The following is a 13,960-nucleotide window of genomic DNA, read 5'->3' on the forward strand; positions in this document are numbered from 1 at the left end:
TATGAAAAGGTTCTCCCTTCTCGTACAGTCTTTTTTAATCTTCATCTTTTACGTCCGGGTCCTCAGGGATTGGTTCATTTAAGATGTCTTGAATGAGCTCTTTATATTGTTCTAGCTGTTTCATATGGGTTTGAAACTGCCCTTGATAAATGAGATACGATTCCCCGTCAAATACGTAACGAATCTTTTTTTGCTGGATTAATTTTTCAACATATGCTTCTGATACTTCTAAGTATTCAGCTGTTTCTCCAATTGTTAAATACATGCATGTGCACCACCGTTCGTTTCATCTTACAAATTATATCACGAGCTGGTGAAAAAACAGATATCGCTTGTTCATGTTTTTTTCATCTTTTCTTCACTGATTCGTCAACTCGCTTTTGTACAGTATTCATACACCCACTCAAACACTAGGAGGTGATGATCCTTCGCATGACAAAGAAAAATATTCGGACCTATGCCGCATTTTTAACTGTAGGCGCTAGCAATACGATGATTGACTTTCTGTTCTTCTTTTTTTTAACTGCTTGCTTTGTCCCCTCTTTTCTTGCACAGTGCCTGTCCTATACCGCAGGAATGCTGAACAGTTATGTTTGGAATCGAAAATGGACGTTCCAAGTGAAAAAGAAAGCGGACAAGTGGGAATGGATCAAGTGGGCCACAGTCAACGGCGCAGCGTGCCTTCTCACCTATGTTGTCTTATATGTCATGCAGCAAGCAGGTTTCTCATTATTCATTAGTAAAGCGATTGGTACCCTTCTTGGCATGATGATCACTTTTACTGGAAGCCGCCTATGGGTGTTTCCATCAGAAAATAAACCATCAGAAATGGAGCGATGATTCAATGAATATCAAAAAAGCCGTTATACCAGCAGCTGGATTAGGCACACGTTTTTTACCCGCAACGAAAGCACAGCCAAAGGAAATGCTGCCGATTATCGACAAACCCGCCATTCAATACATAGTTGAGGAGGCTGTTCAATCAGGCATTGAAGATATACTAATTATCACAGGAAGAAATAAAAAATCGATTGAAGACCACTTTGACCGTTCGATTGAGCTAGAACACACGTTGCTTGAAAAAGGAAAAAATGAACAGCTGGCTGAAATCAAACATATTGCGGATATGGCCAATATTCATTATATTCGTCAAAAGGAGCCCTTAGGTCTTGGACATGCGGTATTATGTGCACGTCATTTTACTGGCAATGATCCTTTTGCGGTCCTTTTAGGTGATGATGTCATGGTGTCAGAAAGACCTGCACTTTCTCAGCTCATGGAAGTCTTTGAAGACAAACAAAGAGAGGTCATTGGCGTCCAGCAAGTGGATCGTCTAGATGTCAGTAAGTATGGTATGATAAGACCAGCTAGAGTAGACGGTCAAGTGTTTGAAGTCACAGACTTAGTGGAAAAGCCAGCTATTCATGAAGCTCCTTCCGATTTTGCCGTGATGGGCAGGTATTTGTTAACACCATCGATTTTTCCTATTCTACAAGGAATCGAGAGAGGTGCTGGGAACGAAATCCAGCTGACAGATGCGCTGAAAATCATTGCACATGAATCACCCATTTATGCAAAACAATTAGATGGGATGAGATTTGACGTTGGTGATAAGCTGGGCTCATTTAAGGCAGCGGCTGAAATTGGATTGATGCGTCATGATATGCGGACAGCCATGCTAGCATATATGCAAAGCATACTCATGAGAGAAGCAAAACAAGCATAGGCTCTTATAAGGATGCTTGAAGAAAATTCGTATTTAAAGGCAGAGTGAAATGAATGGGAACCTTGTTTAATGAAATTTTAACCTGGCTGACAAGCCTTGGTTACGCAGGTGTTGCACTTGGACTGATGATTGAAATTATCCCGAGTGAAATTGTACTTGCCTACGGCGGATATATGGTGTCAACAGGCAGCATAGGATTTGTTGGAGCCGTCATCGCTGGGGTGATTGGAGGAACACTTGCCCAGTGCTTTATTTACTGGATCGGCCTTTACGGCGGAAGACCTTTTTTAACAAAGTATGGGAAGTATTTATTCATCCATGAGCATCATATTGCCACGGCAGAACGCTGGTTTGACCGATATGGAACTGGTGTCGTATTTACAGCTCGATTTATACCAGTCGTGCGCCACGCGATCTCAATTCCAGCTGGTATTGCAAAGATGCCATTTCTGAAATTTGTTCTTTTGACCGGATTAGCCGCCATCCCTTGGTCCATCCTATTTATTTATCTTGGAATGCAGCTTGGGACAAAATGGGACCACATTCAAAGTGTCGCTCACACGTATACAACACCAATTATGGTCATTGCCATCGTTCTCATCGTACTGTATTTCGTTTTGAAAAAAATTCGCACAAATCGAAAACGGACAATCTAACGAAAACGCCTTTCACTCGTCATGTGAAAGGCGTTTTTTCTATGCGTGCGTCGATTGTTTTTTCATATATTGAGATAATTCCATAATCATTGCACCCATTCTTTCAAGTGAAGGGGCTAGAATTCGGCTTATCCCCTCTTCTTTTAATGCTTCAGCTGTGACTTTTCCAACAGCTACAGCTAATACATGCTGCTCGAATAGAAGTTGCAGTTCTTCTTTTTTGCCCCATTCTTCTGCTAGTTTGAAAAAGGCATGAACCTGAACAGCAGTTGTAAAACAAACGGCATGGATCTTCCCTTCTTTCATTTCTTGAAGCAAAGTGTCTGCCGCCTCTGGTTCAGGGGGCGTGTGCTGATATGGCATGAGCTGCAAAACGTCTGCTCCCTTGTGATGTAAAAAATCAATGAGAGCTGGTGCATTTTCGCCGTGAAGCTGTACCATGACCCGTTTACCTTGAAGTTCTTTGTCTTCTAACTTTGAAATGAGGTCACGAACGGTTCCATCTTCATCAGAAACATCTGGCTGAATGCCGTGTTTTTTTAGAGCCGCAAACGTTTTGTATCCTCTTGAAGCGATATGGGCACTTGATAAAATGTTCATAAATGCTTCTCCAAGCTGGAGCTCTTCTGCACTTTCAATTAATGTGTCTGTGCCGATACCCGTTGTTAAAATGACCCAGTCAGCTCCCTTCTTTACAAAGGTTTCTATGCCTGGCTTCAATTCCTCTTTGGCTAAAAATACAGTGCCCTGAAGAGAACGAATAACAGCTTGTCCTCCTTGCTTTTCAACAAGTGTACGCATTTCTTCTGTTTTTCTTGTTCCGCATATGGCAATGGTCTTTCCAGCTAAGCCTTTACTCATTCTCATCCCTCTTTTTCTATCACATGTATGATGTATTGTATTAAATATAGATTTATTTGGAAGACGTTGCAAGTGTCTACTAAAAAAGAGCTTGACGTTTCTATCGAATTCGAGTATCTTTTGTAAGTGCAAATTGTAGGAGGTCATTATGGAAAAACAGAATGTTCAAGCAATTCGATTATCAATCGCTGACCCAACACCACTTGGTTTGTTTGGTTTAGCAATGGTGACGCTTGTTGCGTCTTCACAAAAACTAGGAATCACAGATGGCACATCTCTTATTTTACCTTGGGCTATCTTCCTTGGAGGAATCGCGCAGCTGATCGCGTCCATACAAGATTCAAAGCATCATAATATTTTTGGAGCCACTGCCTTCGGCGCATTCGGTCTTTTTTGGATGGGTGTTGGAACCACTTGGCTCATTCAAGCTGGCGTTTTTGGGAAAACGCTTGCGGGAGCTGCGGACTCAAAACAACTAGGTTTTGCTTTTATTGGTTATTTGATTTTCAGCTTATTTATGACGATCGGTGCAATGGAAACACATAAAGTATTGTTTTTGATTTTCGTCTTTATTGATTTCTTATTCATTGGCCTGTCTCTAAGCTCGTTTGGTGTGATGTACGATGTGACTCATACGATGGCTGGTATTGCAGAATTGATTATTTCTCTTCTTTCATTTTATGGTTCTGCAGCTGTTGTGCTGAATACACATTTTGGTCGTACAGTACTGCCAGTTGGACAACCATTTCGCGTGTTTACTAAAGCATAAATAAAAAAGAACTGCTCTTGGCAGTTCTTTTTTTATTCTTATTTTTCTTGTTCCTCTTGAAATATCTCTGCAATGATTTCATAAGAACGCATTCTTTCTTGATGGTCAAACATATCAGAATTAATCATGACTTCATCTGCTTGAGTTGCTTCAATAAAGGCTTCTAACTCTTTTTTCACCTTTTGTTTATCCCCGATCATCGTCGAACTTAATTGTTCGTCCACCATCGCCTTCTCATATGGACTCCATAACCCATCCATACTTTCAACAGGGGCTTTGAGTTTTCCTGGTGTATTGCGAATGAGGCTCAAGAAGCGCTGATAATGAGACGTCGCCAAATATTCAGCCCGCTCTGTTTGATCAGCAGCAAAAACCGTCACACCAACCATCGCATAAGGTTCTTTTAACACATCTGAAGGTTGAAATGACTGTCTGTATAATTCTAAAGCAGGAATGGTATTTTTAGGGGAGAAATGTGCCGCAAAGGCAAATGGCAGTCCCAGTTCTCCTGCAAGCCTTGCACTAAAACCACTTGAACCAAGAAGCCAAATTGGTATATCCAATCCTTCTCCCGGAACGGCTCTTACATGTTTTTTGACCTGACCAGTCGGTTTGAAATATTGCCGAAGTTCTTCAAGCTGCTCAGGGAAATCCTCCCCATTATGAAGATTACGTCTAAGTGCCCTTGCCGTTAACTGATCTGTTCCTGGTGCCCTGCCAAGACCTAAATCAATTCTCCCTGGATACAAAGTCTCCAGTGTTCCAAATTGTTCTGCAATAACGAGTGAAGAATGGTTTGGAAGCATAATCCCCCCAGAACCAACCCGGATCTTTTCAGTCCCTCCGGCAATATATCCAATTAAGACGGATGTTGCTGAACTCGCAACCCCTTCCATATTATGATGCTCCGCAAGCCAATATCTATGGTAGCCCCACTTCTCAGCTTTTTTTGCTAAATCCATACTATGTTCAAATGACTCTTTGATTGTGCCACCTTCTGTTACAGAGGATAAATTTAACACGGAATATGCTGCACGTTGTAAAACTGATTGACTCATACATGATGCCCCATTTCTTTCAAAAATCATACTAGTTTCATTCTTTCAACACCATAACATAAAACGATTTAACTTTTAAATGATTTGATTCGATGATTTTCGAAATGATGAATTTTCTAGGTTTTACTTCCGATTTAAAAATTCGTACATAGAATGAAATATCAATTTTAGGAGATGGGCAATTTGTACAATCAATTCGATCACAAATGTCCCTTTTGCGGTAGATATCATGAGCAGCCTCATTACAAAAGATCACGTCATGATCGTCCTCAAAGAAGAGACTGTCCTTTTATTAAACAAGAACATTCAAAACAAAACAGACCTCAAGGGGATCCGTCTTGTGCAAAAGGAGAAAAACAATCAAAAATAATTCAAAGGGTTGGACGAAGAGGCCCAGCAGGTCCGGTTGGGCCTACCGGACCAACCGGACCTGCTGGCGGATTAACCGGTGTCCTCCCTTTTAACCCCTCACAATCACAAGATTACGAGGCTGGTCAAGTTGTCACGTATAATGGCAGTACTTATATTGCTAAGGTAGATGCTCCCTCAGGAATACCTGGACTTTCCCCCGACTATACCCTTTTGGCGGCTTCTGGGAAAACTGGCCCAACTGGCCCTACAGGGGTAGGATTAAGTGGTATTGAAACATATGATCCAGAAAGAGCATCAATGTATTCAGTCGGTCAAGTGGTCACTTATGAAGGTGGTACGTATATTGTGAACTCTGCTCCACCTTTAGGTACGCCAGATACGTCCCCGGATTATACGCTTTTGGCAGCATCTGGTGCTCCAGGTTCTACTGGAGTAACGGGCAGCACTGGAGCTACAGGAATTACTGGTTCAACCGGACCTACTGGGGCAACGGGAATCACAGGTGCAACTGGATCTACTGGTGCTACAGGTATCACAGGTTCAACCGGACCTACTGGCGCCACGGGTATCACAGGTTCAACCGGTCCGACTGGGGCCACGGGTATCACAGGTTCAACCGGACCTACTGGTGCCACGGGTATCACAGGTTCAACCGGAGCTACTGGTGCCACTGGAATCACGGGTGCAACTGGAGCTACTGGTGCCACGGGTATCACAGGTTCAACCGGTCCGACTGGTGCTACAGGAATTACAGGTTCAACTGGAGCTACTGGGGCCACAGGTATCACGGGTGCTACCGGCCCGACTGGGGCCACGGGTATCACAGGTTCAACCGGTCCGACTGGTGCTACTGGTATCACAGGTTCAACCGGACCTACTGGTGCTACAGGTATCACAGGTGCTACCGGAGCTACTGGTGCTACAGGTATCACGGGTTCAACCGGTCCGACTGGTGCTACTGGTATCACAGGTTCAACCGGTCCGACTGGGGCCACTGGAATCACGGGTGCAACTGGAGCTACTGGTGCCACGGGTATCACAGGTTCAACCGGTCCGACTGGTGCTACTGGTATCACAGGTTCAACCGGACCTACTGGGGCCACTGGTGTGACGGGCAGCACTGGACCAACTGGTCCGACTGGAGCTACGGGAATCACAGGTTCAACCGGTCCGACTGGTGCTACTGGTATCACAGGTTCAACCGGTCCGACTGGTGCTACTGGTATCACGGGTGCAACTGGAGCTACTGGTGCTACAGGAATTACAGGTTCAACCGGTCCGACTGGTGCTACAGGTATCACAGGTGCTACCGGTCCGACTGGGGTCACTGGTAGCACAGGTTCAACTGGAGCTACTGGGGCCACGGGTATCACAGGTTCAACCGGACCTACTGGTGCTACTGGTATCACAGGTTCAACCGGACCTACTGGGGCCACGGGTATCACAGGTTCAACCGGATCTACTGGTGCCACTGGTATCACGGGTGCAACTGGAGCTACTGGGGCCACGGGTATCACAGGTTCAACCGGACCTACTGGGGCCACTGGAATCACGGGTGCAACTGGAGCTACTGGGGCCACGGGTATCACAGGTTCAACCGGAGCTACTGGGGCCACGGGTATCACAGGTTCAACCGGAGCTACTGGTGCTACTGGTATCACAGGTTCAACCGGACCTACTGGGGCCACTGGAATCACGGGTGCTACCGGAGCTACTGGGGCCACGGGTATCACAGGTTCAACCGGACCTACTGGGGCAACGGGCAGCACTGGACCAACTGGTCCGACTGGAGCTACAGGAATTACAGGTTCAACCGGAGCTACTGGTGCTACTGGTATCACAGGTTCAACCGGAGCTACTGGGGCCACTGGTATCACGGGTGCTACCGGTCCGACTGGTGCCACGGGTATCACAGGTTCAACCGGTCCGACTGGTGCTACAGGAATTACAGGTTCAACTGGAGCTACTGGGGCCACAGGTATCACGGGTGCTACCGGTCCGACTGGTGCCACGGGTATCACAGGTGCTACCGGTCCGACTGGTGCTACTGGTATCACAGGTTCAACCGGACCTACTGGTGCTACAGGTATCACAGGTGCTACCGGAGCTACTGGTGCTACAGGTATCACAGGTGCTACCGGTCCGACTGGGGTCACTGGTAGCACAGGTTCAACTGGAGCTACTGGTGCCACGGGTATCACAGGTTCAACCGGTCCGACTGGTGCCACGGGTATCACGGGTGCAACTGGAGCTACTGGGGCCACGGGTATCACAGGTTCAACCGGAGCTACTGGTGCCACGGGTATCACAGGTTCAACCGGTCCGACTGGTGCTACTGGTATCACAGGTTCAACCGGACCTACTGGGGCCACTGGTGTGACGGGCAGCACTGGACCAACTGGTCCGACTGGAGCTACGGGAATCACAGGTTCAACCGGTCCGACTGGTGCTACTGGTATCACAGGTTCAACCGGTCCGACTGGTGCTACTGGTATCACGGGTGCAACTGGAGCTACTGGTGCTACAGGAATTACAGGTTCAACCGGTCCGACTGGTGCTACAGGTATCACAGGTGCTACCGGTCCGACTGGGGTCACTGGTAGCACAGGTTCAACTGGAGCTACTGGGGCCACTGGAATCACAGGTTCAACCGGAGCTACTGGTGCTACTGGTATCACAGGTTCAACCGGACCTACTGGGGCCACGGGTATCACAGGTTCAACCGGATCTACTGGTGCCACTGGAATCACGGGTGCAACTGGAGCTACTGGGGCCACGGGTATCACAGGTTCAACCGGACCTACTGGGGCCACTGGAATCACGGGTGCAACTGGAGCTACTGGGGCCACGGGTATCACAGGTTCAACCGGAGCTACTGGTGCTACTGGTATCACAGGTTCAACCGGAGCTACTGGGGCCACTGGAATCACGGGTGCAACTGGAGCTACTGGGGCCACGGGTATCACAGGTTCAACCGGTCCGACTGGTGCCACGGGTATCGCAGGTTCAACCGGTCCGACTGGTGCTACTGGTGCTACAGGAATTACAGGTTCAACCGGATCTACTGGGGCCACAGGTATCACGGGTGCAACTGGAGCTACTGGGGCCACGGGTATCACAGGTTCAACCGGACCTACTGGTGCTACTGGTATCACAGGTTCAACCGGATCTACCGGGGCCACGGGTATCACAGGTGCAACCGGTCCGACTGGTGCTACTGGTATCACAGGTGCAACCGGACCTACTGGGGCCACTGGTGTGACGGGCAGCACTGGACCAACTGGTCCGACTGGAGCTACGGGAATCACAGGTGCAACCGGTCCGACTGGTGCTACTGGTATCACAGGTTCAACCGGTCCGACTGGTGCTACTGGTATCACAGGTTCAACCGGACCTACTGGGGCCACGGGTATCACAGGTTCAACCGGTCCGACTGGTGCTACTGGTATCACAGGTTCAACCGGTCCGACTGGTGCTACTGGTATCACGGGTGCAACTGGAGCTACTGGTGCTACAGGAATTACAGGTTCAACCGGTCCGACTGGTGCTACAGGTATCACAGGTGCTACCGGTCCGACTGGGGTCACTGGTAGCACAGGTTCAACTGGAGCTACTGGGGCCACTGGAATCACAGGTTCAACCGGAGCTACTGGTGCTACTGGTATCACAGGTTCAACCGGACCTACTGGGGCCACGGGTATCACAGGTTCAACCGGATCTACTGGTGCCACTGGAATCACGGGTGCAACTGGAGCTACTGGGGCCACGGGTATCACAGGTTCAACCGGACCTACTGGGGCCACTGGAATCACGGGTGCAACTGGAGCTACTGGGGCCACGGGTATCACAGGTTCAACCGGAGCTACTGGTGCTACTGGTATCACAGGTTCAACCGGAGCTACTGGGGCCACTGGAATCACGGGTGCAACTGGAGCTACTGGGGCCACGGGTATCACAGGTTCAACCGGTCCGACTGGTGCCACGGGTATCGCAGGTTCAACCGGTCCGACTGGTGCTACTGGTGCTACAGGAATTACAGGTTCAACCGGATCTACTGGGGCCACAGGTATCACGGGTGCAACTGGAGCTACTGGGGCCACGGGTATCACAGGTTCAACCGGACCTACTGGTGCTACTGGTATCACAGGTTCAACCGGATCTACTGGGGCCACGGGTATCACAGGTGCAACCGGTCCGACTGGTGCTACTGGTATCACAGGTGCAACCGGACCTACTGGGGCCACTGGTGTGACGGGCAGCACTGGACCAACTGGTCCGACTGGAGCTACGGGAATCACAGGTGCAACCGGTCCGACTGGTGCTACTGGTATCACAGGTTCAACCGGTCCGACTGGTGCTACTGGTATCACAGGTTCAACCGGACCTACTGGGGCCACGGGTATCACAGGTTCAACCGGTCCGACTGGTGCTACTGGTATCACAGGTGCTACCGGTCCGACTGGGGTCACTGGTAGCACAGGTTCAACTGGAGCTACTGGGGCCACGGGTATCACAGGTTCAACCGGTCCGACTGGTGCTACTGGTATCACAGGTTCAACCGGACCTACTGGGGCCACGGGTATCACAGGTTCAACCGGAGATACTGGTGCCACTGGAATCACGGGTGCAACTGGAGCTACTGGGGCCACGGGTATCACAGGTTCAACCGGACCTACTGGGGCAACGGGCAGCACTGGACCAACTGGTCCGACTGGAGCTACAGGAATTACAGGTTCAACCGGAGCTACTGGTGCTACTGGTATCACAGGTTCAACCGGACCTACTGGGGCCACGGGTATCACAGGTTCAACCGGAGCTACTGGGGCCACTGGAATCACGGGTGCTACCGGAGCTACTGGTGCCACGGGTATCACAGGTTCAACCGGACCTACTGGGGCAACGGGCAGCACTGGACCAACTGGTCCGACTGGAGCTACAGGAATTACAGGTTCAACCGGAGCTACTGGTGCTACTGGTATCACAGGTTCAACCGGAGCTACTGGGGCCACTGGTATCACGGGTGCTACCGGTCCGACTGGTGCCACGGGTATCACAGGTTCAACCGGTCCGACTGGTGCTACAGGAATTACAGGTTCAACTGGAGCTACTGGGGCCACAGGTATCACGGGTGCTACCGGTCCGACTGGTGCCACGGGTATCACAGGTTCAACCGGTCCGACTGGTGCTACTGGTATCACAGGTTCAACCGGTCCGACTGGTGCTACTGGTATCACGGGTGCAACTGGAGCTACTGGTGCTACAGGAATTACAGGTTCAACCGGTCCGACTGGGGTCACTGGTAGCACAGGTTCAACTGGAGCTACTGGGGCCACGGGTATCACAGGTTCAACCGGAGCTACTGGTGCTACTGGTATCACAGGTTCAACCGGACCTACTGGGGCCACGGGTATCACAGGTTCAACCGGATCTACTGGTGCCACTGGAATCACGGGTGCAACTGGAGCTACTGGGGCCACGGGTATCACAGGTTCAACCGGAGCTACTGGTGCTACTGGTATCACAGGTTCAACCGGAGCTACTGGGGCCACTGGAATCACGGGTGCAACTGGAGCTACTGGGGCCACGGGTATCACAGGTTCAACCGGAGCTACTGGTGCTACTGGTATCACAGGTTCAACCGGATCTACTGGTGCCACGGGTATCACAGGTTCAACCGGTCCGACTGGTGCTACAGGAATTACAGGTTCAACTGGAGCTACTGGGGCCACAGGTATCACGGGTGCTACCGGTCCGACTGGTGCCACGGGTATCACAGGTGCAACCGGTCCGACTGGTGCTACTGGTATCACAGGTTCAACCGGACCTACTGGGGCAACGGGCAGCACTGGACCAACTGGTCCGACTGGCGCTACGGGAATCACAGGTTCAACTGGAGAAACTGGTGCCACGGGTATCACAGGTTCAACTGGAGCTACTGGTGCTACAGGAATTACAGGTTCAACCGGACCTACTGGGACCACTGGCAGCACGGGTGCAACTGGTGCCACTGGAGGCACCGGTCCAACTGGAGCTACCGGAATCACTGGTGCCACTGGAGCTAGCGGTCCAACTGATACGGCACTTTATGCTGGAAATACAACAGGTCCTACAATCATTACTATTGCTGGTGGTACGAACATTGCTTTACCAAGTAATCAAAATATTAATGGATTTACGCCGAATGGTTCAAATGATACATTCACAGTCCAGCAAACAGGTAAATACTATATCACATATCAAGTAAATACCACTACTGCACTTTTAGTGAGCACAAGGCTATGGTTGAATGGATCAACTGCTATTCCAGGTTCAATTCAGTCCTCTGCCGTATCCACAACTTTTATGAGCAATACAGTTATTGTCAATTTAACAGCAGGAAATACAATTTCATTACAATTTTTCGGAGCGGTTGTAACAGCCATTCTAATAGGTGGTGGTGCAACCGGTGCATCGCTTACCATCATTAGACTCAGCTAAGTGAGACGAAGATAAAAAAAGAAAGGCTCTGTCAGCCTTTCTTTTTTCTATCTTCAATTACGCTTATACAATGGTCAATATCAGGAGATTGCAAAAGGTGAAAAATAGACTGTATGAAAGAAAACTCTAAATTCCACCATTCTAATAACTGAAGTTTTTCAATGATATCCGAAGAAAACCGATATTTCATGAGCCGCTGCGGGTTCCCTGCGACAATCGCATATGGAGGCACATCTTTTGTAATCAGACTATTTGCTCCAATGACTGCCCCGTTTCCTATCTGTACTCCTGACATGATTGTTGCTCCATATCCAATCCAAACATCGTGCCCTATACACACATCCCCTTTTGATCGTGGATGTCCTTTAATATGGGCAGCATCTGTGAAAATTTGATTGAAGGGATATGTGGTGACCCAATCTGTTCGGTGTTCACCACCAAGAAAAACTTTTACTTCGTTTGCGATGGAACAAAACTTCCCTACATTCAGCGTTGTTCCTTCTCCCCACGTCAAGACTTGAAAATCTGGTCCGGCATAAGTGAAGTCACCGATATCATACGAACTGAGCTCACTTCTTTGATTTAAAAACATAGAAGATCAGACCCCCTACAAAGTAATCGATCTTCGTATGTATATGCCAGATGATAGGCTCACATTATGATTGGACAAGTGCAACGATCTGCTTTTTCTTCCATACCAGTCGATAATAGCTGTATTGGAGCAATAAGTTTACAAAAAAGGCTGCAGGATATCCTATCCATATTCCTTTGATCCCAAGCGATGTATGGTGTGATAGCACATAAGCCACTGGTACTTCAACAAGCCAAATGGAACAAATACTAAAGATGGTCGGCCATAGAACTGTGCCACTTGCTCTCATTGTGGCTGCAACGATTTGTGCTGTTCCAAAAATGAGATAGCTCCATAGGGTGATCACGACCAAACTATATGCAACATCAATTGTTGCAGGATCTGTTAAAAAGATAGATAAAATTTGTGGTGCGAAAATATAGACGAAAATAATAATCAATCCGCCTATCGCAAAGTTTAGCCCCAGCCCAATTTTAATGACATCTTTCAAACGATTCATGTTTCCTGCGCCAATGAATTGTGCGGCGAAGATAGAAACAGCAATACCAAGGCTCACTGCGGGCATCTGTACATAACTTACGACTTGGTTAACAACGCCATAAGCTGCGGTCGCCTGTGATCCATAATCGTTGACAAAAGAAATGACAGCAATTTCTGATAAAGAAATGAGAATCATATTAATACTAGAAGGGATACTTAACTTTAATAGCGTTTTTAATAAATCCCCTTTCATCAATAGATGCTTTCTAACCGACGCATCAATGCGCAGCGGGTGCTTTGTTTTATAAAGGTAGATATGAAGAATGATAAACGTAACGATTGTAGAAATCACAGAAGAATACGCAGCACCATATAAACCAAATGCCGGTAAACCAAGCCAGCCGAATAATAAGATCGGTAGCAGTAAAATATTTGTTCCTGTACTAATCATTAAGAAATAAAATGGAGTTTTCGAATCTCCTGTTCCTCGTAAAAAAGTTGTATAGACAAAATAAAGAAATAAGATGGGCATGGAGATGAATAGGATTCTGGCATATGCCGCACTTTCCTCCACAATATTTGCAGGTGTCCCCATCAAATGTAAAATATCTGTGGCAAAAAAACCTCCAATGACAGCTAAAGAAAGTCCGATTAAAAAGGTGAACGAAAGCGTTGTACCGATAATTTCCTTTAACCTCTGATCATTTTTTGCTCCGTATGCTTGTCCAATCAGGATCGAGCTCCCTGATCCAATCCCAATGGAAAAAGAAACAAGTAAAAAGAAAAGTGGAAAGAATGCCGAAATCGCAGCTACTGCATCCTCTCCAATCCATCTACCGACAAGCACAATGGAAACAAGCTGTCCAATTGATTGCAAAATATTGCTTAATAAAAGTGGAATTAGAAAGATCGACATGGTTTTTACTAAAGATTGATTATTATCTAACGTCATGATGGTTCTCCTTCTCT

General features: G+C 47.9%; 10 protein-coding genes. 5 read left to right on the forward strand and 5 right to left on the reverse strand.

Annotated elements, in window-relative coordinates; translation table 11 throughout:
* Positions 1-34: 34 nt before the first annotated feature.
* Positions 35-265 (reverse strand): excisionase family DNA-binding protein, encoded by a 231-nt coding sequence (locus ID12_RS13970; protein ID WP_008346618.1) that lies wholly within the window; start codon positions 263-265, stop codon positions 35-37.
* A gap of 167 nt (positions 266-432) precedes the next feature.
* Between ID12_RS13970 and ID12_RS13975 the strand changes: the two genes are divergently transcribed.
* From ID12_RS13975 to uptA, 3 genes are read left to right on the forward strand one after another with little or no spacing between them, the layout of a single operon-like run.
* A complete protein-coding gene (locus tag ID12_RS13975) occupies positions 433-840 on the forward strand; it encodes a GtrA family protein (protein ID WP_025207470.1) in 408 nt (135 codons plus the stop codon).
* A gap of 4 nt (positions 841-844) precedes the next feature.
* On the forward strand, positions 845-1,726 hold the full coding sequence (galU, locus tag ID12_RS13980) for a UTP--glucose-1-phosphate uridylyltransferase GalU (protein ID WP_017367402.1): 882 nt from the start codon (positions 845-847) through the stop codon (positions 1,724-1,726).
* Positions 1,727-1,779: 53 nt separating this feature from the next.
* Positions 1,780-2,382 carry an undecaprenyl phosphate transporter UptA gene (gene uptA / locus ID12_RS13985; protein WP_007499192.1) on the forward strand — a complete coding sequence of 201 codons (603 nt, stop codon included), beginning with the start codon at positions 1,780-1,782 and terminating at the stop codon, positions 2,380-2,382.
* A gap of 39 nt (positions 2,383-2,421) precedes the next feature.
* Here the strand turns inward: uptA and ID12_RS13990 are convergent, their stop codons facing one another.
* Positions 2,422-3,243 (reverse strand): uroporphyrinogen-III synthase, encoded by an 822-nt coding sequence (locus ID12_RS13990; protein ID WP_008346611.1) that lies wholly within the window; start codon positions 3,241-3,243, stop codon positions 2,422-2,424.
* A 148-nt stretch (positions 3,244-3,391) separates the two neighbouring features.
* On the opposite strand from ID12_RS13990, the gene ID12_RS13995 reads away from it, so the two are divergent.
* Positions 3,392-4,012 carry an acetate uptake transporter gene (locus tag ID12_RS13995; RefSeq protein ID WP_017367404.1) on the forward strand — a complete coding sequence of 207 codons (621 nt, stop codon included), beginning with the start codon at positions 3,392-3,394 and terminating at the stop codon, positions 4,010-4,012.
* A 38-nt stretch (positions 4,013-4,050) separates the two neighbouring features.
* On the opposite strand, the gene ID12_RS14000 is transcribed toward ID12_RS13995, so the two are convergent.
* Positions 4,051-5,070, reverse strand: a complete 1,020-nt coding sequence (locus ID12_RS14000; protein WP_008346608.1) for an LLM class flavin-dependent oxidoreductase — start codon at positions 5,068-5,070, stop codon at positions 4,051-4,053.
* Positions 5,071-5,244: 174 nt separating this feature from the next.
* Here ID12_RS14000 and ID12_RS14005 point away from each other — a divergent pair, with 174 nt between their 5' ends.
* The gene (locus ID12_RS14005) at positions 5,245-11,919 is read left to right on the forward strand and encodes an S-layer family protein (RefSeq protein WP_080688170.1); all 6,675 of its coding nucleotides are present in this window, start codon (positions 5,245-5,247) and stop codon (positions 11,917-11,919) included.
* A gap of 31 nt (positions 11,920-11,950) precedes the next feature.
* Here ID12_RS14005 and ID12_RS14010 read toward each other — a convergent pair whose 3' ends face one another.
* Positions 11,951-12,511, reverse strand: a complete 561-nt coding sequence (locus ID12_RS14010) for a CatB-related O-acetyltransferase (RefSeq protein WP_008346603.1) — start codon at positions 12,509-12,511, stop codon at positions 11,951-11,953.
* 64 nt (positions 12,512-12,575) lie between these two features.
* Positions 12,576-13,943, reverse strand: coding sequence for an MATE family efflux transporter (locus ID12_RS14015; protein ID WP_008346601.1), 1,368 nt, complete (start codon positions 13,941-13,943; stop codon positions 12,576-12,578).
* Positions 13,944-13,960 lie beyond the last annotated feature (17 nt).

This window comes from Bacillus altitudinis (genome assembly GCF_001191605.1).
GTDB classification, from domain to species: Bacteria; Bacillota; Bacilli; order Bacillales; family Bacillaceae; genus Bacillus; species Bacillus altitudinis.